At 44.1% G+C, this 23,049-nt stretch carries 19 protein-coding genes; 3 read left to right on the top strand and 16 right to left on the bottom strand.

The window, feature by feature from the left end:
- Nucleotides 1-6: 6 nt before the first annotated feature.
- The 6 genes from mgtE to rho form a co-directional block, all read right to left on the bottom strand.
- A complete protein-coding gene (gene mgtE, locus CSX02_RS10540; protein WP_034219187.1) occupies nucleotides 7-1,425 on the bottom strand; it encodes a magnesium transporter in 1,419 nt (472 codons plus the stop codon).
- A gap of 274 nt (nucleotides 1,426-1,699) precedes the next feature.
- On the bottom strand, nucleotides 1,700-2,776 hold the full coding sequence (gene prfA, locus CSX02_RS10535; RefSeq protein ID WP_031543488.1) for a peptide chain release factor 1: 1,077 nt from the start codon (nucleotides 2,774-2,776) through the stop codon (nucleotides 1,700-1,702).
- A 45-nt stretch (nucleotides 2,777-2,821) separates the two neighbouring features.
- Nucleotides 2,822-3,649, bottom strand: a complete 828-nt coding sequence (gene prmC / locus CSX02_RS10530) for a peptide chain release factor N(5)-glutamine methyltransferase (RefSeq protein WP_099386648.1) — start codon at nucleotides 3,647-3,649, stop codon at nucleotides 2,822-2,824.
- Nucleotides 3,650-3,653: 4 nt separating this feature from the next.
- Nucleotides 3,654-4,574 (bottom strand): DUF1385 domain-containing protein, encoded by a 921-nt coding sequence (locus CSX02_RS10525; protein WP_099386647.1) that lies wholly within the window; start codon nucleotides 4,572-4,574, stop codon nucleotides 3,654-3,656.
- A gap of 100 nt (nucleotides 4,575-4,674) precedes the next feature.
- On the bottom strand, nucleotides 4,675-4,875 hold the full coding sequence (rpmE, locus tag CSX02_RS10520) for a 50S ribosomal protein L31 (protein WP_031543491.1): 201 nt from the start codon (nucleotides 4,873-4,875) through the stop codon (nucleotides 4,675-4,677).
- Between the two features lie 172 nt (nucleotides 4,876-5,047).
- The gene (rho, locus tag CSX02_RS10515) at nucleotides 5,048-6,418 is read right to left on the bottom strand and encodes a transcription termination factor Rho (RefSeq protein WP_099386680.1); all 1,371 of its coding nucleotides are present in this window, start codon (nucleotides 6,416-6,418) and stop codon (nucleotides 5,048-5,050) included.
- Nucleotides 6,419-6,598: 180 nt separating this feature from the next.
- Between rho and CSX02_RS10510 the strand changes: the two genes are divergently transcribed.
- Together CSX02_RS10510 and CSX02_RS10505 are read left to right on the top strand one after the other, a co-directional pair.
- Nucleotides 6,599-7,747: an NAD(P)-dependent malic enzyme gene (locus tag CSX02_RS10510; protein ID WP_031543494.1), complete on the top strand. Its 1,149-nt coding sequence runs from the start codon at nucleotides 6,599-6,601 to the stop codon at nucleotides 7,745-7,747.
- The gene (locus tag CSX02_RS10505; protein ID WP_099386646.1) at nucleotides 7,748-8,263 is read left to right on the top strand and encodes a DUF4364 family protein; all 516 of its coding nucleotides are present in this window, start codon (nucleotides 7,748-7,750) and stop codon (nucleotides 8,261-8,263) included.
- 70 nt (nucleotides 8,264-8,333) lie between these two features.
- Here CSX02_RS10505 and CSX02_RS10500 read toward each other — a convergent pair whose 3' ends face one another.
- The 5 genes from CSX02_RS10500 to CSX02_RS10480 form a co-directional block, all read right to left on the bottom strand.
- On the bottom strand, nucleotides 8,334-9,812 hold the full coding sequence (locus tag CSX02_RS10500) for a UDP-N-acetylmuramoyl-L-alanyl-D-glutamate--2,6-diaminopimelate ligase (protein WP_099386645.1): 1,479 nt from the start codon (nucleotides 9,810-9,812) through the stop codon (nucleotides 8,334-8,336).
- 25 nt (nucleotides 9,813-9,837) lie between these two features.
- Nucleotides 9,838-10,671: a diaminopimelate epimerase gene (gene dapF, locus CSX02_RS10495; RefSeq protein WP_099386644.1), complete on the bottom strand. Its 834-nt coding sequence runs from the start codon at nucleotides 10,669-10,671 to the stop codon at nucleotides 9,838-9,840.
- A gap of 25 nt (nucleotides 10,672-10,696) precedes the next feature.
- Nucleotides 10,697-12,346, bottom strand: coding sequence for a putative manganese-dependent inorganic diphosphatase (locus CSX02_RS10490; RefSeq protein WP_099386643.1), 1,650 nt, complete (start codon nucleotides 12,344-12,346; stop codon nucleotides 10,697-10,699).
- A gap of 67 nt (nucleotides 12,347-12,413) precedes the next feature.
- Entirely contained in the window at nucleotides 12,414-13,019 is a 606-nt protein-coding gene (locus CSX02_RS10485) for a hypothetical protein (RefSeq protein WP_031543500.1), read from the bottom strand.
- 65 nt (nucleotides 13,020-13,084) lie between these two features.
- Nucleotides 13,085-16,216, bottom strand: coding sequence for an EAL domain-containing protein (locus CSX02_RS10480; protein WP_099386642.1), 3,132 nt, complete (start codon nucleotides 16,214-16,216; stop codon nucleotides 13,085-13,087).
- 143 nt (nucleotides 16,217-16,359) lie between these two features.
- On the opposite strand from CSX02_RS10480, the gene CSX02_RS10475 reads away from it, so the two are divergent.
- Nucleotides 16,360-17,997 carry an ABC-F family ATP-binding cassette domain-containing protein gene (locus CSX02_RS10475; RefSeq protein ID WP_031543501.1) on the top strand — a complete coding sequence of 546 codons (1,638 nt, stop codon included), beginning with the start codon at nucleotides 16,360-16,362 and terminating at the stop codon, nucleotides 17,995-17,997.
- 92 nt (nucleotides 17,998-18,089) lie between these two features.
- Here CSX02_RS10475 and CSX02_RS10470 read toward each other — a convergent pair whose 3' ends face one another.
- The 5 genes from CSX02_RS10470 to CSX02_RS10450 all read right to left on the bottom strand — a co-directional run bounded on the left by CSX02_RS10470 (nucleotide 18,090) and on the right by CSX02_RS10450 (nucleotide 23,013).
- Nucleotides 18,090-18,845 (bottom strand): hypothetical protein, encoded by a 756-nt coding sequence (locus tag CSX02_RS10470; protein WP_099386641.1) that lies wholly within the window; start codon nucleotides 18,843-18,845, stop codon nucleotides 18,090-18,092.
- A 364-nt stretch (nucleotides 18,846-19,209) separates the two neighbouring features.
- Complete coding sequence (locus CSX02_RS10465; protein WP_031543503.1) at nucleotides 19,210-19,884, bottom strand: uracil-DNA glycosylase; 675 nt, start codon at nucleotides 19,882-19,884, stop codon at nucleotides 19,210-19,212.
- Nucleotides 19,885-19,897: 13 nt separating this feature from the next.
- The gene (gene hisF / locus CSX02_RS10460; RefSeq protein ID WP_099386640.1) at nucleotides 19,898-20,659 is read right to left on the bottom strand and encodes an imidazole glycerol phosphate synthase subunit HisF; all 762 of its coding nucleotides are present in this window, start codon (nucleotides 20,657-20,659) and stop codon (nucleotides 19,898-19,900) included.
- Nucleotides 20,660-20,669: 10 nt separating this feature from the next.
- Nucleotides 20,670-21,284: an imidazole glycerol phosphate synthase subunit HisH gene (hisH, locus tag CSX02_RS10455; protein ID WP_099386639.1), complete on the bottom strand. Its 615-nt coding sequence runs from the start codon at nucleotides 21,282-21,284 to the stop codon at nucleotides 20,670-20,672.
- Nucleotides 21,268-23,013: a hypothetical protein gene (locus tag CSX02_RS10450; protein ID WP_099386638.1), complete on the bottom strand. Its 1,746-nt coding sequence runs from the start codon at nucleotides 23,011-23,013 to the stop codon at nucleotides 21,268-21,270. The genes hisH and CSX02_RS10450 overlap by 17 nt, the downstream gene beginning before the upstream one ends.
- Between the last annotated feature and the right edge of the window lie 36 nt (nucleotides 23,014-23,049).

Genomic DNA, 23,049 nt, shown 5'->3' with positions numbered 1-23,049 from the left:
CTATCCTTATGCCAAATGGAATATTCCAATCAGGAAAAGTCCGCTCAAACTGTAATATGTCACCACCGCAACAAGGTCGTTGATTGTGGTAATCAGCGGTCCGGACGCGACTGCCGGATCCACTTTCAATCTGTTAAACAGCAATGGAATCAACGTTCCGACCGCAGCCGAAATTACCATTGCCACAATCATGGACACCCCGATGCATCCGGATACGGCATAGCCAAATGCAATACCGCGTCTCTTCACCAGTCCGATGTACAGACCGACAAATATAAATGATATAATACCCAGCAACAATCCGTTGAAGAAACCGACACGCATTTCTTTGGTCACCAGACCGAATTTCTGCTTTGCTGTCAGATTTTCATCCATCAAAACACGAATGGTAACCGCAAGCGACTGTGTGCCGACATTACCGGACATGTCGAGAATCAGTGACTGGAATGCCATGATAATGGTCAGCTCCGCAACCACCTTTTCAAAGACGCCGACTACGGTTGATACGCCCAGGCCAAGTGCAAGCAGAATCAGCAGCCATGGCAGTCGCTTCTTCATACTCTGTCCGAGCGGCTCCTGCAAATCTTCCTCCGCGGTCAAACCAGCGAGCTTTGCATAATCGTCACCCATCGCATCATCGACAACCTGGATCATGCTTTGCGAGGTAATTACACCCAAAAGCGTATTGTCATTGTCCAGAACCGGGATGGAATCCTCATTGTAATCACGCAGGCGTTCCAAACAGTCGTCTACGGTCTCATGGCCGTATACATACGGATAAGAAGTCATAATCAACTCATCCATTTTGGTGCCCTGACGCGCGATAATCAAATCCTTTAAGTCGACTGCACCATAAAAGATGCCGTCTTCATCTACCACAAACAGAGTGGAGATATTATCATTCTCTGCTGCCTGATCCACAAGGGAATGCATTGCTTCCTTGATGGAAAGATTCTCACGGATGACCACATAATTCGTGGTCATCTTGCTACCGATCTCATCCTCGTCGAAAGATGCAATCAAAGCAATGTCTTTCTTTGCCTCGTCATTGAGCAAATCAATTAAAATCAGCCTGCGCTCTTTTCTGATTTCACGAAGGACATCCACAGCTGCATCCGGCTCCATCTTGGACAGAATTGCTGCCGCTTTGCGAAGGTCCATTTCGTCGAGATATTTGGAAGCTTCTTCTTCTTCCACGCTCTCAAGAATATCAGACAAAAAGCTCACATCTACGATTCGATATAATTTTTTTCGTTCTTGCTCGGAAATAATAGGCAGAATATCTGCGATATCCGCCTCATGATAATCGGACAATTTATCCGCAATCACTCTCGGTGCCTCATTTCCGCGGAGGATACCGATGATTTCGGTTGCATAGTCCGGTTTTTGAGAAAGAACAAGATCCTCTAATAATTCTTCTTCCATTTTCTCACCTCATAATTCATTTTTGAATGAGGCAGTAGATGGAAGCATATCGTCACTTGTCTTATGCCAAAAAAGGCAGGTAAACAAATGAATATATGTGACCATCCGCTACCTCGTTGGTACCTCGACTATGACTATCACAACTATCCATTCTGCTCACCTGCCTTTCATCAATTCAGTCTATATGTTTAAAATTTGCATGAATATTATAAACAAATTTTGATTCTCACGCAACCGACAAATCAGAATTTTTTATTCAATTTTGACAGTTCTGTTATGCGTCCTCGTTCATGTTTGCGAGTTTCTTTGCCTGATCTGCCGCAATACATGCATCAATGATTTCCTGAATGTCACCATTCATAATCTTATCGAGTTTGTAGAGAGTCAGGTTGATACGATGATCGGTCACACGTCCCTGCGGGAAATTGTAAGTACGAATCTTCTCCGCACGGTCTCCCGTTCCAATCTGGCTTCGTCTCATCTCAGATTCCGCATCCTGCTTTTTCTGCAATTCCAAATCGTATAATTTTGCACGAAGGAGTGCAAATGCTTTGTCCTTGTTCTGCAGCTGTGACTTTTCGGTCTGGCTGTAGATTACAATTCCGGTCGGATAATGTGTCAGACGAACTGCAGAGTCCGTGGTGTTGACACACTGTCCACCATTTCCGGATGCACGCATAACATCAATACGAATGTCTTTTTCGTTAATTTCAATCTCGACATCCTCTGCCTCCGGCATCACTGCGACGGAACAGGTAGAAGTCTGAATACGGCCCTGTGATTCAGTCTCCGGCACACGCTGTACACGATGAACGCCGGACTCATATTTCAATACGGAATATGCACCCTGACCGGTAACCATAAAGTCAACGGATTTCATGCCGCCGATTCCGGTTTCGTCCACTTCGAGTGTCTCAACTTTCCAATTGCGGCTCTCTGCATAATGTACATACATACGATAAATTTCTGCTGCAAAAAGTGCTGCTTCCTCACCGCCGGCACCGGCACGAATTTCAACGATGACATTCTTGTCATCATTCGGATCCTTCGGCAACAGAAGGATTTTTAATTCCTGCTCGAGTTCCTCGAGACGCTTCTTGGAATCATTCAGTTCTTCTTTCGCAAGCTCACGCATTTCTTCATCCGACTCATCTTCGAGCATCTGCAATGAATCATCGATATTCTGCTTGCACTGTTTATATTCTTTGTACGCTTCCACGATTGGGGCAAGGTCAGCCTGCTCCTTCATCAGTTTCTGAAAACGCTTGGTATCGCTTGCCACATCCGGTTCGCTCAAAATATTCATCAATTCCTCATAATGATGGATTAAATCTTCTAATTTATCAAACATGGTAATCTCCTTTATCTCAAATGGTTTTACGGCAACAACTCTTCGCTAGAGATGTCCGCAAACCACACGGTCATTGCCGGCCAGATCTTTTACTACTCTTACTTCTCGATATCCTGCATGAATCATCATATCGGATACCTCCTTTCCCTGATCATGTCCGATTTCAAACAGCAGATAGCCGTTTTCATTCAAATAATCCGACGCTTCCGCTACAATCTTACGATAAAAATCCAATCCGTCGCTTCCGCCATCCAGCGCATTGACCGGCTCAAACTGGGCCACTTCCGTCTGTAAAGTCGGAATCACCGCCGAAGGAATATATGGTGGATTGGACATAATCACATCAAATCGTTCCTCAATTTGTTCAAACAGATTTCCCCATTCAAACATTGCCTGCACATCATTCAGACGCGCATTTTCTTTGGCGACGGCCAGCGCCTGCTTTGAGACATCGCTTCCAAGTCCCATCACATCCCTGGCATGCTTTAATACAGAAATCAAAATACATCCGCTGCCTGTACACATATCCAGAATATGCATTCCCGGACGGACAATTTTCAAAGCTTCTTCCACCAAGGTCTCCGTATCCTGTCTCGGAACCAGCACATTTGAATTGACATGAAAGGTCAGTCCCATAAATTCCTGCTCGCCGGTAATATACTGCAACGGTACACGCTCTGCGCGCTTTTTAATCACAGATTTGTATTCTCTCGCCTGCTCCTCACGCAATTCTTCGTCCACATGCACATAATAAAATGTATGATCAATATGACAAACCATGGCCAGCAACAGCCATGCATCATTTTTTGCATCCTCGATTCCCGCATTGGACAAAACCAATTCTCCCGATTGAAGCGCGTCTCGATAAGTCATATCCTTATTCCCCTTGTTCTTCCTGCCATTTTTTCCAGTCGAAAACCGCCTCAACGGAAGCGATTCCAACCTCAATCATCTCATCATCCGGCTCTTTTGTTGTAATCCGCTGCAGCCACAAACCCGGTTGTGACAGAATGCGAATCAGCAGATTATCATAACGGCCCGCCAGGCGAATGAATTCATAGGAGATTCCTGCGATCACCGGAATCAGCAGCAGACGGAATACCAGTCTGAGCACCCTTGAATCCACGCGAATAAACATAAATACCACAATGCTGATAATCATTACCACAAGCAAAAAGCTGGTTCCGCACCGCTTATGAAAGCGTGTGCTTTTTCTGACATTGTCCACATCCAGTGGCAGACCGGATTCAATGCAATTGATGCATTTATGTTCCGCTCCATGATACATATACACTCTGCGAATGTCTTTTGTCAACGAAATCAATGCCACATATCCGATAAAAATCACCATGCGAAGCACGCCTTCAATGGACGCAATCAGCCATGGATTGAATACCCATCTGCCCACAAAAACCGACAGGTAATATGGCAATGCGAAAAAGATAGCAAATGCTGCAACGATGGAGAAAATAACGGTTCCCGTCATCACAGCTTTTTCCTGTGCCTTTTCTTTCTTCGGGTCGATGTCCTTTTTCTTTTCGCTTTCATCCTCTTCTTCCCAAAAAGAAGCCGAATGCATCAGGGAATGCATTCCCAGATATAACGAATCCACGAAGCTGATTACACCTCGTACAATCGGAACTTTGCGAAATATTTTATATTGTTTTGATGTACCGTAATGTTCAGTGGTCACATCGATTGTCTGATCCGGCTTTCTGACTGCAATGGCATAGATGTCCTTATTTTTCATCATGACACCTTCCATAACCGCCTGTCCGCCGACGCCTGAATAAGCCATATCATAAACCTCAAAAAACAGATTGAATGTCATCAGTTCAAATGAAACTGAAAAAAGAAAAAAGGTTGAGGAAAAATCCTCAACCTTTGTTTTTCCTTGTTTAGTTCATACCATACTTCTTGTTGAACTGTTCGATACGTCCACGTGCCTGAGCAGCCTTCTGCTGTCCGGTGTAGAATGGATGGCACTTTGAACAAATTTCCACATGGATTTCAGGCTTGGTAGAACCGGTTACGAAAGTATTTCCGCAGTTGCAGGTTACAGTTGCCTGATAATAATCTGGATGGATTCCTTCTCTCATGATTTTCACCTCTTTTTTGTCTTATCGTTTATTACTAATGTTACATTCTTTTATACCCGTATGCCCGATCCGCATATGATACTTACTGCAAAGAATGACACGATCGTCCGTTTACATCCCGATAAACAGCTTGTTTATAATAACATAGCTGCCGCAAGAATGCAATACCTATTTACTTAATAAATGTATTTTTCATCAACAAATTGATGGTCTCACGATTGGTTTTGGTACGGGCAAAAATATTCAATGTATTTTCGATTGCTTCTTCCTGATGAATTCCATTAAAGCTGCGATGCATCTTATCCAAAGCCAGAGACTCTTCATTGCTCAAAAGCAGATCATCGCGGCGCGTACCACTCTTAACAATATCAATTGCAGGGAAAATTCTCTTCTCAGACAGCTTGCGATCCAACACAAGCTCCATATTTCCGGTTCCTTTAAATTCTTCAAATACGACATCATCCATCTTGCTTCCCGTATCAACCAGAGCCGTAGCAAGGATGGTCAGACTTCCGCCCTCACGCATATTGCGCGCAGCACCAAAGAAACGCTTTGGCGGGTGCAAAGCCGCAGGATCGAGACCACCGGAAAGGGTTCGACCACTCGGCGTCACTGTTAAATTGTATGCTCTTGCCAAACGGGTAATACTATCGAGCAAAATCACAACATCTTTTTTCTGTTCAACCAGTCTCTTTGCTCGCTCAATCGTCATCTCGGCAACGCGCTTATGGCGCTCCGGTGCCTCATCAAATGTGGAATAAATAACTTCTGTATTGTCACCCTTAATATTGTCCTTAATATCGGTGACTTCTTCCGGTCTTTCATCAATCAAAAGAATAATCAGATGAACCTCCGGATTGTTTGCCTTAATTGATTTTGCAATTTCTTTCAAAAGTGTGGTCTTTCCGGCCTTCGGCTGGGAAACAATCATACCACGCTGTCCTTTTCCAATCGGAGCAACCAGATCGGTCACGCGCATTGCCACTGAACCGCCCGCGCGCTCGAGGCGTAATCTCTCATTTGGGAAAACAGGTGTCAAATCTTCAAACTTCGGTCGATTGATAATATCGGTCGGTGGTCCGCCATTTACGGAAGATATATAAACAAGCGGTGCAAATTTTTCTTTATCACTCTTATGTCTGGCGATTCCGCTGACCACATCGCCCGTCTTCAGACCGAATCGGCGTATCTGCTGATGTCCGACATAAATATCATCATCCGTCGGCAAATAATTGCTGCCTCTGAGGAATCCGTACGGCTGATCCGGTACCAGTTCAAGCAAACCTGTAACAGTTTGTCCGTTTTCCGGAATCATATTCTGCTTTTGCGGTGCCTTGTTGTCCTCCTGCGCTGCACTCTCTCTGACAACGTCTTCCTGAACTTCTTTCGGTGGGTCAACGGGATATGTTTTTTCTTTCTCATCCTCTTTTAACATTGCTTCGACGAGCTCACCCTTTTTTAGCGCCGAAATCCCTTTCAGGCCACGCGCCTTTGCGAGATCCCTCAGCACATTTACCGACAGGCTCTCATACTTTTCTCTCATATTTGCCATTTGATTCTCCTAAACTCACTGGGATATCTGTCCGACACGGACAAAGACTATTTTGGTACATTATAACATAGAATTTCCGGTTGGCAAGATATTGATTCTCAAAAAAATCAATGCTATGATAACATTCGGAATTTTTTAGGCAAGGATTTTCCGGTATAGACAGGAGGAATTATGAATACCAACGAAAAAGCACTTCAAATGCACGAACAATGGAATGGAAAATTAGAGACAATTGCAAAATCCAAAGTCAACACAAGAGAGGATCTGGCAATTGCCTACACACCGGGTGTTGCAGAGCCATGTAAGGTCATCGCCGAGGATAAAGAAAAGGCATATACCTACACCTGGAAATCCAACACCGTTGCAGTGGTTTCCGACGGAAGTGCCGTTCTCGGACTCGGAAATATCGGTCCGTATGCTGCTATGCCGGTTATGGAAGGCAAATGCGTATTATTTAAGGAATTCGGCGATGTCAATGCCGTTCCGATTTGCCTGGATACACAGGACACCGAAGAAATCATCACCGCAGTCAAAAATATCGCTCCGGGATTCGGTGGCATCAACCTCGAAGACATCTCAGCACCACGTTGTTTTGAAATCGAGACCCGTTTAAAAGAAATGCTCGACATTCCGGTTTTTCATGACGACCAGCACGGAACCGCAATTGTCGTTTTGGCAGGCATCATCAATGCGCTTCGCATCACCGGCAAGAAAAAAGAAGAATGCCGTGTCGTTATGAACGGTGCCGGTGCGGCTGGTGTCGCAATTGCAAAGCTTCTTCTTAAATATGGATTTAAGTATGTGACACTTTGTAACCGAAAAGGAATTATCAGCAAAGAATCAGAAGGTTTGAACTGGATGCAAAAAGAAATGGCAGAGATTACCAATCTTGAGCACAAGACCGGAAATCTTGCTGACGCACTTGTCGGTGCCGATATCTTCATCGGTGTTTCCGCACCGAATACCGTCACCGCCGAAATGGTCAAGACAATGAACTCCGATTCCATTTTATTTGCACTTGCAAATCCGGTTCCGGAAATCATGCCTGATATTGCAAAAGCTGCCGGAGCGCGTATTGTCGGAACCGGCCGCAGCGATTTCCCGAATCAGGTCAACAATGTCATCGCATTCCCGGGCATCTTCCGCGGTGCATTGGAAGGTCGCGCTCCACAGATTACCGACGAAATGAAGCTTGCCGCAGCAACCGCCCTCGCAGGTCTTGTGAGCGACAGCGAATTAAATGAAGATTTTATCATCCCTGAGGCATTCGATCCGCGCGTTGCGGATGTGGTTGCCAAGGCAGTAAAGGATCATATTTAAATGGCAAAACCAAACACAATATACAAAACCATTATTTTATATTTGCTGGACCGGTCTGAATGTGCACTGAGCAATCTGCAGATTTCGGATTTCTTTTTGCAGGAAGGATTTGCAAATTATTTTAAAGTGCAGTCCATTCTGGCCGAACTCATCCGGCTTGGGCTCATCAATGAGCAGGTCACGCATGAGAATACGCAATATACGATTTCCGAAAAAGGTCAGGAGACACTCTCCTTTTCCAAGGATAAACTAAATCATGATTTAAAAAATGACATTCGTCTTTTCTTTGAGCAAAACCAGATGTCATTCAAATTGGAAAACTCTGTCTTCTCCGACTATCGTCGCATCGGACCGGAATCGTATCAGGTTGATCTGCATATTCAGGATGACGGTCGCGATCAGCTGGCCTTACAGATTAATGTTCATACCAAAGAGCAGGCGGAAGCCATCTGTAACAACTGGAAAAATTCCAGCGATGAAGTTTTTGCGCTTCTGATGGATACACTTCTAAAATAAAAGATAAAATCAAGCAGACAAAAAACGGCTGTCATCTTACAGGATGACAGCCGTTTTTGATTTGTGATTTTTATGCTTCTGAGACAATCTCAGGATGTTCTTTTATGATTTCCTGAATCAATTCACGCTCATCCATGTGCAATTTCTTGCCACGGATAATCTGATAGTCTTCATGTCCTTTTCCTGCAAGGACAATGATGTCTCCCTCTTTTGCATTTAATAGTGCGTAGGCGATTGCTTCTTTTCGGTCTTCAATGGTCACATATTCTCCATCTGCTTTTTTTATGCCGACCAGAATATCTTCCATGATAGCCTTCGGATCCTCATCCCTTGGATTATCGGAAGTAACAATTGTAAAATCAGCCAGTTTGGAAGAAACCTCTCCCATCTCAAAACGGCGGCTGCGGGAACGGTTGCCACCGCATCCAAACAGACAAACCAGACGCTTCGGCTCATATTCACGCAAAGTGGTAAGAAGGCTTTCCAGAGACATCGCATTATGTGCATAATCGATCATAACAGTATATTTTTTTGATACCGGAACCAGCTCGATTCGCCCCTTTACCGAAACATGCTTCAATGCCTCTTGAATCTGCTCCGTCGGCACGCCAAAATGACGACAGATGGCAATCGCGGTCAGCGAATTGTATACCGAAAACTTTCCCGGTACATTGACTTCCACATCAAAGTTCATCAGCCCCCGCACATGATATTTCACACCCAGTTCTCCATGCCGGTTCTTCAATTCGATTTCTTCCGCACGCAGATCAAGTGTTTCTGCACATCCGAAAGTCTCAACCTCACAGGTATGTCCTTCGAGAATTCCCGAGAAATATTCACTGTCGCCATTGAAGATACCAACCCTGCATTGGCGGAACAACAGACTCTTGCAATGCATATAATCCGCAAAATCCTTATGCTCATTCTCTCCGATATGATCTTCTTCAAGATTGGTAAATACACCGTAATCAAATGTAAAGCCGGAGACTCTGTGTAGCATCATCGCCTGGGAAGATACTTCCATGACAACTGCGTCAAGTCCCGCATCAACCATCTTGCGGAATGTTTCCTGAACCACATAAGATTCCGGTGTCGTATTTTCGGATGGAATATGACAGTCTCCGATAATTGATTCAATGGTCCCAATCAGACCGGTTTTGATTCCGGACAATTCCAGAATTGATTTAACCATATATGTCGTAGTTGTCTTTCCCTTTGTACCGGTGATACCGATGGTTTTAATATGTCTGGCAGGATAGTCGAAATATGCTGCAGACATGCACGCAAGGGCAAGACGGTTGTTGGCCGTTTTGATATAGGTCACACCTTCTTTGCATGGTACATCTTTTTCCACCACGATGGCAGCAGCACCCTTTTCAATCACCTCATCGATAAAATCATGTGCATCTCTGACACTTCCGGAAATGCAAACGAATACCGAGCCTTTCTCTACTTTTCTGGAATCATATACGAGACTTGTAATCTCCACATCCTCTGATCCGGAAAGCAATTCATAATCCAGCTCATGTAACAACTTAGAAAGTTTCATAATTCTAATCTCCATTTAACATTTATTATAATGGGAATTCTCCCTCAAAGACCTCTGTTGCCGGGCCTGTCATAAAGACATGATTACTTTGTCTGTCCCAGCGAATGGTCAAATCGCCTCCGCGCAAATGAATCAGGACTTCATCTTCTGTCAATCCGTTTAAGATGCACGCAACCACACTGGCGCAGGCACCCGTACCGCACGCCCATGTCTCTGCGGAGCCGCGCTCCCAAACACGCATGGAAACCTCCTTGCGGGAATGTACTGCTACGAATTCCGTATTGGTTCGATTCGGGAAGCGTTTATGATGCTCAAACAACGGTCCATAGGTATCCAGATCAAATGTCTTTACATCATCGACAAACAGAACCGCATGCGGATTCCCCATTGAGACACAGGTCATCTTCCAGTCACGTTCCCCAGCTGTAATCGGTTCATCAATCACCGGAGACTTTTCTGCAACAACCGGAATCTTTTCTGCTTCGAGAATCGGTTCGCCCATATCCACACAAACACGGCTGACCAGTCCGTTTTCGACAGTCAAATCCAGCGTTTTGACTCCGGCACCGCTTTCAATCCGGATTGTGGTCTGATTCGTGAGATGATGATCGTATACATATTTGGCTACACAGCGAATTCCATTGCCGCACATTTCCGCTTCCGAACCGTCAGCATTATAAATTCTCATGCGAAAATCTGCTTTGTCGGAAGGTCCGATGGTAATCAGTCCGTCTCCTCCGATTCCGAAATGTCTGTCCGCCACACGAATGGAAAGTGCCGGTGCATCCTCGATTTGTTCCTCAAATAGATTCACATAAACATAATCATTTCCGCATCCGTGCATTTTTGTAAATTTCATGATTTTAAAACCTCCTAAATCATCATTACTGTTCCGCCAAAGCATTCATCAAAGCCGGAATCACCTGTTTCTTTCTCGATACCACATTTTTCAGCATCAGGCCATGCCCGACAACATGCTCGGAAAAGGCCGATTCTGCGAGCAGTTCTGCGCCGTCGCCTGCACAAACCAATTCTGTTGATTCTGATAAGATATCTGTCAGCATAATAAAAATCATATCAAGATGTTTCTCTCCCATCTCTGTCACCAGTTCAGGGTACAGACGCTCTTTTACTTTGTCGAGCTCTGTCCGGCTCATGCTGCTGACCTGTGCCACACCAAAGGCGAGCTTGCCGGAATAGAATGTTTTATAATCCTGATTTAATATCTCTTCATTTGTCTTGCTTGCAAAATTGCTTCCCGCCTCGAACATTTTTGTCGCATGTTCTTCCACATCGATTTCCGCAATTTCCGCAAGCTTCAATGCGATTTCCTTATCCAATATCGTGCATGTCGGTGAGCGGAACATCAATGTATCGGACAAAATGGCGGAGCAAAGCAAACCAGCTATCACCGGCGTCACTTCTACGCCCTTTTCCTGATACATTTGATAAATAATGGTTGCCGTGCAGCCAAGCGGCTGGTTCCGGAAATAAACCGGTGCCATGGTCTCAAGACTTCCGATTCTGTGATGATCGATGATTTCGAGGATCTCTGTCTCTTCAATATTATGAACAGCCTGCGAACGCTCATTATGATCGACCAGAATTATTTTTTTCTTTTGCGCGCCGAGCAAATTACGGCGCGAAAACATTCCGATATAATTTTCGTTCTCGTCCAGAACCGGGAAATCCCTGTGACGAATCTTGGATACTACCTCACGTACTTCATCCAGATAATCATCCATATGGAAATGTACAATATGATCGGTTGTCATAAAATGTTTGATTGGCATACTCTGATTGATCAGTCGCGCCACCGTAAATGTATCAAACGGTGTACGGATGATGACAATCTCGCGTTTGTTTGCCTCTTCGATAATCTCCATTTTGACATTTGGATTGTTGGTCAGGATAATGCAGCTGACATTGGACTGCATGCAAACCGGAATCACATCCTCCCGGTCACTGACAATCACAAGATCCTCCGGATTCAAAATTCCTGTAATACGCTTAATTGAGCCGCTTGCCACAACGGTTTTACCTTTGACAAAATATCCGTGTGCATTGCCGGCAATCACTTCACCGTTTAATGTCTCACAAATATTTTTGTATTGCGTCTTGGCCTTTGATAATACGGTGGTATCATAGACATCCATATAGGATTTTGCAATATCACCGGCCACAATCAGACCCTCGAGCTTGTTCTTCTTATTCACAACCGGCAGCGTCACAACATCCATCTTCTGCATCAGTTCCCATGCATTTTTCATAGAAATATTGCCACTGATTCCGGCAGTCTCGCGAAATGCGATATCCATAATCTGCGTACCCACGTCCGTTACCAGTTCCGGTTCATCCACATGAAAATAGCCAAGTACATATGCCGTCTCCGGATTGATACTGCCGGCTCTCTTCGGCTCATAGGTATGCGTCGGATCAATCTGATTTTTCAGATAGGCATATGCGATTGCTGCGCAGATGGAATCTGTATCAGGATGTCGATGTCCAATTACCCAAACAGAATTATTTGTCATATTTTTGTTCCCTTCAAGATAAATACGCGCCAGATAAATGCCCTTTCATTTATCCGACGCGTCTTTTTTAAAAATGAATCACACCCAATGTCAATAAAGTCGAGAAAACAACTCCTCCGAATGTCAGAATTGCAAAAACCGCAGCAACGACTGCAGGTGCTTTCGCCCGTCCGACATGTCTGTCAACTTTATCAATTTCCTTAACCCGCTCTTCAAGTGACTTGATGGTCTCCTGTGTATTGCGATACACCTGGACCCCTTCTTTGTGTATTGCATCCGGAATCGTTTCCGTAGTAGCCTGCAATTCATCAAGTCTGGTTGAAAAATCATCCAAAGACTGGGTCATATCTTTGAATTGATTGAAATGGCGATCACTCGCCTGCTGAACAATATCATTCAGTTTTCCCTGCAATTGAGATAATTCAGTTGTAAGCTGATCCGAGACTGTTATCATCTCGCTGTGAATCGTTCTCTTGATGACATCCGCCTGTTTCTCGCGTTCCTCAATCAATTGCTCGAGTTCATCCGCCTTTTCCTGGCGTTCCGCCACTACCAGCTCAAGCTGTTCTGCCTTCTCTTCTCTGGCATTCAAAGCGGTCTGTAAATGTTCCGCTCTCTGTCTGAATTCGTCTATTTGCGATAAAAGATCCTTTTCATCGGATACAATATTCATAAATCCATAGCTCCTTTACACAATTTCAATTCTATCATTTCACCTTTTTCTTGTAAAGAAATTATCTATGATTCTGAAAGATACAATTTTTCAAATTCCATAATCGGAACCGGTTTGCTCAATACAAATCCCTGTCCGCGATTGTATCCGCAATCCATCAAAAATGCCTCCTGCTCATCCTCTTCAATGCCTTCGAAAACGGATTCTTTTCCTGCGACATTGATTAGGCGACAGAATTCCGACAAAAGATCTTTGCGATGATCATTGAGTTCGACATCGATGAAGCTCTTATCCATTTTTACCACATCCGCCGGTATTTCGAACAGAGTTGAAAGGGATGAATATCCGCTTCCGAAATCATCAATCGATACGCGGAAGCCCAGCTCCCTCAGGCTTTGCATACATTCAAACACAACTGCCTTCTCTTTGATCAGAACCCCTTCTGTGATCTCAAGTTCAATATAATTCGGATTCACAGGATATTTGGCCAGGAGTGTCCGGATTCTGTTCATAAAATCCTTTCCTCCGTTTTCAAAATGTCTGCCGGAGAAGTTTGTGGAATAAATCAATGCAGGCTTACCCTGTTTGGACCATCTGGTCAGATTGCGCAATAATTCCTCAAACATATAAAAATCAAGTTCCGTAATATAGCCGATGCGTTCGAGCGGCTCGATGAATTCTCCCGGAGGAATGATTTCACCTGTCGGCTTGCGCCATCTTGCCAGGATTTCCGCTCCGTATACTTTTCGTGTGCCAAGCTCAAATTTCGGCTGCAGATAAGGCTGGAAGTCGTCTCTGTAAAGTGCTTCATAGAATTCACCGAGAATCTGCTGTTCGCGATTGCGCGCTTTGCGCAGATCCGAAGTGAAGATATGCATCTCATTTTTGCGCTCTTTTTTGGATTGTTTCCATGCAAGAATCGCATTTTCAAAAGCCACTTCCATATCCGGGGATTCGCGGTCAACCACATAGATACCGCTGCTGATTCCCATGCCGCTGCTAGGATACTGGAAATTATGCATATTGGTAAAACGACGATGCTGTGCACGAATATCCGCAAGCAGCGATTCCACCGTCTCACCCACATACAAAATCAGGAAGAAATCGGAATAGATTCGGCATCCGGAAACAAAATACGGCTGATTCTTCAAATCTTCCGCCAGTCCCTTTAATACCGTATCCCCGACTTTATATCCATAGTTTTCATTGATATATCCAAAATTGTTAATATCAAGATATTCAAGCGCAAATACATTATTTTCGGTAGCGCTCTCAATATGTGCCACCGCTTTTACCTTGAACGGTTCAAAATTATATAAACCGGTCAACTGATCACGGCGCTGGATATGACGAATCTCAGCTTTGCTCTCATCCACGCGAAAACGGAGTGATACGAAAATCGAGATGATACGCATCAGTTCCACCAACAGACTGCAAAGCGATTCCGTCCACTCAAAGTTTTCATTTTCACTCATAAAGAACACAAAGCCGTCACGGTCGCCGATATGTTCATATTTTGCCACACCGATAGAGAGATTCTTTGGCATCTCCAAATCATTCTCCTCGTACAGTTCCTGGAAGAGAATGCAATTCTGTGCCTCATCCCCGGCAATAATCTGCAAATCATTGACGCGTTCTCCGCCCTGAATCAGTGAATCTTTTTTAAAAGTCGATTTTTCATGGAATGTCAGCTGCTCACTCTGGTAATTCGACAATATCATATAATTCTGATTCATAACATTTTCGAACAAGAGAATATGATCAAAATTAAATTGTGATGTAATTCTCTTTAAGAGCATGTTGAGAGAGCCGTCGATATTTCTGGCATGAATCATCAGATTGACCGCAAAAATCATAAACTGCTGACCTTCTTTGTCCAGATTCACTCGGGAATCGGCAGTCTCTTTTACGCGCATCTCCAGCTTCTTATGATCGCGCTTATTGGCCACCTGATAATTGCTCTTGCCCTTTTGCTTCACGCGATACATCGCGCCGTCAGCCATCTCGAACATCTCTTCATAATTGTCACCATGTCTGCCATATTCTGCCAATCCAATGCTGGCCGAAATATGTCTGACCACACCGGCTCCGGTATAGTCCTTGGCAATGGCAGCACAAAGTTCCTGTGCTCTTGCACCCGCACGCTCGATGGTACAATCCAGAAGCAGTGCCACGAATTCATCGCCTCCGACTCTTCCGAGCAATGCATTGGAAGGAAGGACCGAGCGGATGGTATTGGCATTGTCGCTGATTACACTGTCGCCGAATGTATGGCCAAAGGTATCATTGATGCTCTTGAAATTGTCAATATCAATCACCATCATCACATATGACATTTCCGGATTGCTTTCAATCTGGTGATTGATTGCTTTGATAATTTCGCCTTTGGTGAAGAAATTGGTCAGATAGTCTCTCCGTGCCGCTTCTCTGTTTAATTTATCCTCATCCACATTATAGCTGCGGCCGATGACACGCACCATCTTGCCGTCTTCATTGCAAATGCTGCGATAATACATGCGGAACCATTGAAAATTGGCCTTTTCTCCGGGCAATGCAATATTGATGCGGCTTTCAAGCATGCCTGTAACGACCTTTGATGCAGCTTCCTTCATCAAACGTCTGTATTCATCGCGATCCATCGGATGAACCATGGACAGGCTCTCCTCAAACGGAATATAATAGTCTTCTCCGGTGAATTGATGTGCTTCATCGCGCACACTATTAAACCCATTTGACACAAGCACGGTCCAGTTGGACAGATCGAGATCAAAAGGGATTTCACCTGTTGTCTGACTAATCAAATCATACTTATGTTGCAAAAGGATTGCTGCCGCCTCTGCTTCTTTTTGTTTTGTAATAGGGATATAAGTTGCGATAAACAGCGTTTGATCATCCCGCTGTTCAAAAACACGGACACATCCATGCACCCAACATTCTGTGCCATTCCTGTGCCGACAACGGATATCACTCTCCATAATCTTGCCTTGCATCGCCTGCTCCATGTCCCCATTCAGAAATTCACGGTTATTGCGATCGTAGATGATATCATCTACTGGCATTTTCAGAAATTCCTCACGCGTATACCCCAAAAGTGATACAAATTGCTCGTTTACATCGACATACTTCCAAAACTGATCCCGTAAAATGATCGCAGAAGCTATCGGTAAACACATCTTTTCCAATACATTTAGTTCCATTTCCGGTCTCCATAACAAAATCTGTAACGATTATACCACTCTTTTCGTCAACTTGCCACTTGCAAATCGCAAAATTTATTGTAAAATAGAGGTCGATTGCTAAAATTTCAGAAACATTCAGAAACGATAGAAAGGGTAACCAAATGATTAGTGCAAATAACATCACATTGCGCCTTGGCAAAAAAGCGCTGTTTGAAGATGTAAACATTAAATTTACCGAAGGAAACTGCTATGGATTAATCGGAGCAAACGGAGCCGGAAAATCTACCTTTTTAAAAATTTTGTCCGGCCAGCTGGAGCCTACCAGCGGTGATATCGTCATCACTCCGGGACAGCGTCTGAGTTTCCTGCAGCAGGATCATTTTAAATATGACCAGTTCACTGTTCTTGATACTGTTATCATGGGAAATCAGAAATTGTATGACATCATGAAAGAAAAAGATGCCATCTACATGAAAGAAGATTTCACCGAGGAAGATGGAATCCGTGCCAGCGAACTTGAGGCTGAATTTGCAGAGATGGACGGATGGAACGCAGAAAGCGATGCTGCTACTCTCTTAAACGGACTTGGCATCCCAACCGAAGAGCATTACAACATGATGGCAGATATGCCGGGTGCTTCCAAAGTCAAGGTACTCCTTGCTCAGGCACTTTTCGGTAACCCTGACATCCTGCTTCTCGACGAGCCGACCAACCACCTTGATCTCGATGCAATTGCATGGCTTGAGGAATTTTTGATCAACTTTGAGAATACCGTCATCGTGGTTTCCCACGACCGTTATTTCTTAAATAAAGTCTGCACCAACATCGCAGATATGGATTATGGCAAGATTCAACTTTATGCCGGAAACTATGATTTCTGGTATGAATCATCCCAGCTGATTGTTCGTCAGATGAAGGAAGCCAACAAAAAGAAGGAAGAAAAAATCAAAGAGTTGCAGGATTTCATCTCTCGCTTCTCTGCAAATGCTTCCAAATCAAAGCAGGCAACTTCTCGTAAACGTGCATTGGAAAAGATTCAGCTTGATGAGATTAAGCCGTCCAGCCGTAAATATCCATATATCGATTTCCGTCCAGAACGTGAAATCGGAAATGATGTATTGTTTGTGGAAGGAATTTCCAAGACCATCGATGGTGTAAAAGTACTTGATAATATCACCTTTACCGTTAATCATGATGATAAGATCGCATTTGTCGGTGGAAATGAATTGGCAAAGACCACACTCTTTAAGATTCTGACCGGGGAAATGGAACCGGACGAGGGCTCTTACAAATGGGGTGTTACCACCAGCCAGTCTTATTTTCCAAAGGACAATACCGCAATTTTTGCAACCAATGATTTGATTGTAGACTGGCTCACCCAGTACTCTGAAATCAAAGATGCGACTTATGTCCGCGGCTTCCTCGGCAGAATGCTCTTTGCCGGCGAAGACGGTGTCAAGAAAATGAGCGTTCTCTCCGGAGGGGAAAAAGTGCGTGTATTGCTTTCCCGTATGATGATTATGGGCAGCAATGTTCTCATCTTTGATGAGCCGACTGACCACCTGGATATGGAAAGTATCACCGCATTAAACAACGGAATGATCAAATTCCCGGGCGTCATTCTCTTCTCCTGCCGTGACCACCAGGTTGTACAGACCACTGCAAATCGTATCATCGAATTCCTTCCGGATGGAAGCATGATTGACAAGATTACTTCCTATGACGAATATCTTGAAAGCGATGCAATGGCAAGAAAGCGCCAGGTATATACTGCTGACAATACAGACGATGAGGATTAATTGCCAAAATTAATTTTTGAATTAATTCTTCAATAATCAAAATAAGCAAAACAAAAAGAGGTGTTTCCACACCTCTTTTTTTCTGTTCAGCATTAAGTAATCGAATCATAGATTGATCCGTTCGCATGTGTTGCGCCAAAAGAACCACCTTTGGTATATGTATTGGCTTTTGATGCTTCAAGCTGCGCATAATTCTGAATCATGGAAGCCTGTGCTCCCATTTGATATGCATAGCTTCCTGTTCCGGAAAAGAGCGATTTAATCTTGCCGATATCAGCCTTCTTAAATGTCTCTTCCGAAATGCTCAGCTTATAATTGGACGAATCCATACTGATTCCAATCTTGTCAAGCAACGAGGAATTGGAACGGTTGGCATTGACCAAAGCAGCTGCCGCATGTGCAATCCCGGTCACTTCAGAAGATGCGCTCTCCTTGATGGTCTGATTATAATCGTCGATAAATGCGGAAACAGCCTGATAGATTTTATCACGGTTGTAATTGCCCTCATCATCTTTTTTCCACAGCGAATTGCTCTTGTACAAAGCCTTGGAAGACTCGATCAGCTCAGTTGCAGCTTTCTCCTGTTCCGCCAACTCCTTTGTACTGCTTTTGGAGGTAGATGTATTCTCCTTTTTGACAGTCTTTTTGTCCGTCTTTTCACTCGTCTGTTCGTTCTCTTTTGCATAATAAGAACGAGCCAGTTTATAATATGATCCACTCTTTACACTGGCAAGTTCATTTAGATTTTGATACATATTTGCCATTGCTGAAGTGTTGCCCCTCTGACTGCCGGGCAGACTCGAAAGCAAGGTACCGATTGAATCGGAATTAAATGATCCAATATTCATCGAATTCACTCCTTTGAAAACGGTGTCGGTTAAAAAGTGCCTATTGTTATTTTCAATATACACCCTAAAGTACTATTTTTCAAGATACCATTTTTATTTTCTGTACATTTTGCACAAATTGATTGTTAGAATATATTCATTTTCGACAAATCGTACATATTTTGTTGATTTATTTTGAACAAAGTGTTAATATATTTCTTAGGTTAATAAGTATTTTACTTGTTAGTTTTTTCATAATTTGCCCTGTTCTCTACGGATTGCAGGGCTCTCCTCTTTTTTAGGAGATTGGGGTATCGGGGTTAAAAAAAGACACTTTATCAAGTGTCTTTTTTGCTGTCTGTCTTTATTTTTCATTTAATTATGCCTATGATTCAATCTGCCAGTCGATTTCTTTGATTCCGTGCTGCTTTAAAAATGCATTGGCCTTGCTGAAGTGATGGCAACCGAAAAATCCACGATATGCCGAAAGTGGGCTCGGATGTGGTGCTGTCAGGATCAGATGATTCGGATTATTCAGCATTGCGGCTTTCTTTTGCGCCGGTCCGCCCCAAAGCAGATATACCACAGGTTCCGGCTTTTGATTCACAGCCTCAAGAATTGCATCCGTAAACTGTTCCCAACCTTTCCCTTTATGAGAATTTGCCTGATGTGCACGCACCGTCAATACGGTATTGAGCATCAATACGCCCTGCTCCGCCCATTTCTTCAAATAACCTGTCGTCGGAATGGTACATCCCAGATCATCGGCCAACTCTTTGTAAATATTTTGCAGCGATGGCGGAATCACCGGCTGTGATGGCAATACCGAAAAAGAAAGGCCATGTGCCTGATTCACATTATGATATGGATCCTGACCCAAAATCACCACTTTCACTTCTGAAAGTGGTGTCAAATGCAATGCCGTAAAAATGTCATCCGCAGGTGGAAATATTGTCTGCGTCTCATATTCATGTTTTACAAACTGATATAATTTTTTATAGTAATCTTTATGGAATTCCGGCTCCAAAGCGTCCTTCCAGTCATTCTCAATTGCACTCATATTGCTTTTATCCTTATCGTCTCACAGACACGCCTCTCTCATGCAAATACTGCTTCAAATCGCTGATTTCGAGCTCCTTATAGTGGAACAGGGATGCTGCAAGTACCGCATCTGCCTTTCCCTCTGTCAGCGCGTCATAAAAATGTTCTTTCGTACCGGCACCACCTGATGCAATAACCGGAATCGAAACAGTCTCCGCAATCTGTCTGGTCAGTTCGATATCGTATCCTGCTTTTGTACCATCGCAATCCATGCTGGTCAGCAGAATTTCCCCGGCGCCCAGCTGATTCACTTTGGCTGCCCATTCAATCGCATCCAGACCGGTATCAATCCGGCCGCCGTTTTTGTATACATTCCAGCCGCTGCCATCCGCTCTTTTCTTTGCATCAATGGCAACCACGACACATTGGCTTCCGAATTTGTCAGCCGCATTGCCAATCAATTCAGGCGTATTGATTGCTGAGGAATTAATGGAAATCTTGTCCGCACCTTCCCGCAAAAGCACCTTAAAATCTTCAACCGTGCGGATACCACCGCCGACTGTAAACGGGATAAAGACGCGCTCAGCCACTCTGCGCACCATATCTACAACCGTGCCTCTCTGGTCTGACGAAGCCGTAATATCAAGAAAAACCACTTCATCAGCACCCGCGCGATCATATGCTGCCGCAATTTCAACCGGATCTCCGGCATCTCTTAAATTCACAAAATTAACGCCCTTCACAACGCGACCGTTGTTCACATCCAGGCATGGGATAATTCTCTTCGTAAACATCTTTGTATTCCTATTGATTTGTTATTTCAGTAAAGTTACGCAAAATCTGCAATCCGATCGCACCGCTCTTTTCCGGATGGAATTGACAGGCAAAAATCTGATTCTTTTCCACCGAAGCATGTATGGTCACACCATATTCTGCTGTTGCTTTTACAATTTGCGGCTCTTTTGCCTTCAAATAATAGGAATGGACAAAATAGACATATGGCTCATCCTGCATTCCCGCAAATAAGCGTCCGTTATTTTGCAAATGCAAAGAGTTCCAGCCAATATGTGGAATCTTCAAACCCGGCTCAGCCGGAATCCGGACCACCTCGCCCTTTAACAGTCCAAGGCCTTCCACGCCTTCCGATTCGTCACTGCCTTCAAAAAGGAGCTGCAGGCCAAGGCAGATTCCGAGGAACGGGTTCCCTGTCTGTGCATATTCACGAATCACCTTATCCAAATCATATTGTTTCAAATGATTCATCGCATCGCCAAATGCTCCGACGCCCGGCAAAATCACATGGTCAGCCTGTAGAATCTCTTTTTCATTTCGGGTAATCACGCATTCTTTGCCGATTGCAAGCAGTGCCTTTTCCACACTTTTTAAATTGCCGGCCCCATAATCAATTATTGCTATCATTATTGTACAGTCCCAGTTCCTTTAACTTCTTATAAATCAAAATTGTATATTGCTTTCTGGTGCGTGCCTTATAGATTTCAATCGCCTCATCCATAGACATCTTGTAATCTGCCTGCAAAGCCTCTTCGATTTTGCCTCCGAGTTCTGCAAGCTGTGCCTGACATTGATACTCCTGTGCATCCTCGAGATGGGTATTGTATCGTCCTGCCGCACATACAAGTGCATCCAGTGTTTCCACTCTCATGGCATCAGACATTTTTTCGTCTGTTGTCTTTTTGAAAATCAGATAGTGACGATATTCCATCTCTACCTCTGCCAAAATCAATGCTCTCTGATAAAATGCTTCGTCATCCTCTTTGATTTTCATGCCCTCAATCTTGGAGAATGCCTCTACGAATTCTTCTTTGTCATACAGATTCTTGGCCTGAGACATCGGAACAGAATAGCCGGCGAGATTCGTTGCAATCATAATCATTGCACCAATGGAAATGCCCAGCAGGCAAAGGAACATCACCGGTTTCTTTGGAAGCGGCTTGCCTTTTTCTCTTGGTTCTTTCGGCTTCTTCGGTTTCTTTTCCTTTTTCGGTTTTTCCTTCTTTTCTTTCTTCGGCTTTTCTTTCTTTTCTTTTTTCTTCTTTTCCTTTTTGTCTTCTTCCTCCGGCTTGTCCTGTGCATCCGCACCCTCAAGTTCCCGAAGAAGGGCCATATTTTCTTCCGATAATTCTTCCACGCCCGGACCATCGATCGGCGTCATATCAAGTGCCTCATCATCCGGCAGATCTTCATCGGATTCAAAAAGCTTATTCAATAAGCGTTTAAAAAATCCCGGTTGCGCTTCTTTTGCTTCTTTTTTCTTTTTCTTCTTTTTCTTTTTGGGAGTGTCTGCTTCCTCTTCTTCCGCTTCGATGCCCTTTCCGTCAGCATCATCTTCGCCATTCATCTGTCGCTCTGCAAATTCACCGATTGCATCATTGGTATCAACCGCTGTGCCATCCTCATCTTTGGAAAGCAGATCGCCGATCCCTTCCATTCCTTCCGTCTCGGAAAGCATATTAAGCAGGTCATCGCTGTCGATTCCTGCCAGGTCAGGCTCTCCCGCATCCGTAATCGGCAACTCCACATTCGAAGCAGACAAATCCACTTCAGCGGCCAAATCAGGCTCTTCCTGCGGTATGTCCGTCTGCGGTGCCGGAGTTTCTTCAATCACGGTGTCCGTCTGCGGTTCCGGAGTCTCTTCAAGTACGGTGTCAGCCTCTGCCGGTGGATTGTCTGCCGGTGCAGCCTGCACGGAATCGAGATCAATCATATCACTGATATTTGGCAATCCATCATCAAATTGCAAAGCGGCCGGTGTTTCCTCTTTTTCCGGTTTGTCATCGAGTTCTGCAAGGAAATCGTCAAGCTCGTCAAAATCGGCATCCGACAGATCCTCGAGATCATCAAACAAATCCAAATCGTCATCTTTGCTTCCCATGTTGCGCGATCCGCCATCAAAGGTAATCCCCAAATCGTCTTCAAATCCGGACAAAAAATCATCTGAAGAAGAGATCCCCAGGTCTTCCTCGAATTCTTTCAGAAAATCTTCATCGCTGACCGGATTTTCCTGCGCATCAAAAACAGGCTCAGTCCCCTTTGATTCTTCGGATTCTTCCGGAACCGGGTCTGCGCCTTTTCCATTCAACGAATATAATAATTCATCTAAATAGTTTTCGGATGATTTGTTGCTCATAGAATACTCCAAAAGAGGATGTGCGTACACACATCC

This window comes from Agathobacter ruminis (assembly GCF_002735305.1).
In the GTDB taxonomy this organism is placed as follows: domain Bacteria; phylum Bacillota; class Clostridia; order Lachnospirales; family Lachnospiraceae; genus Roseburia; species Roseburia ruminis.
This window is presented reverse-complemented; position numbering and strand designations above follow the sequence as displayed.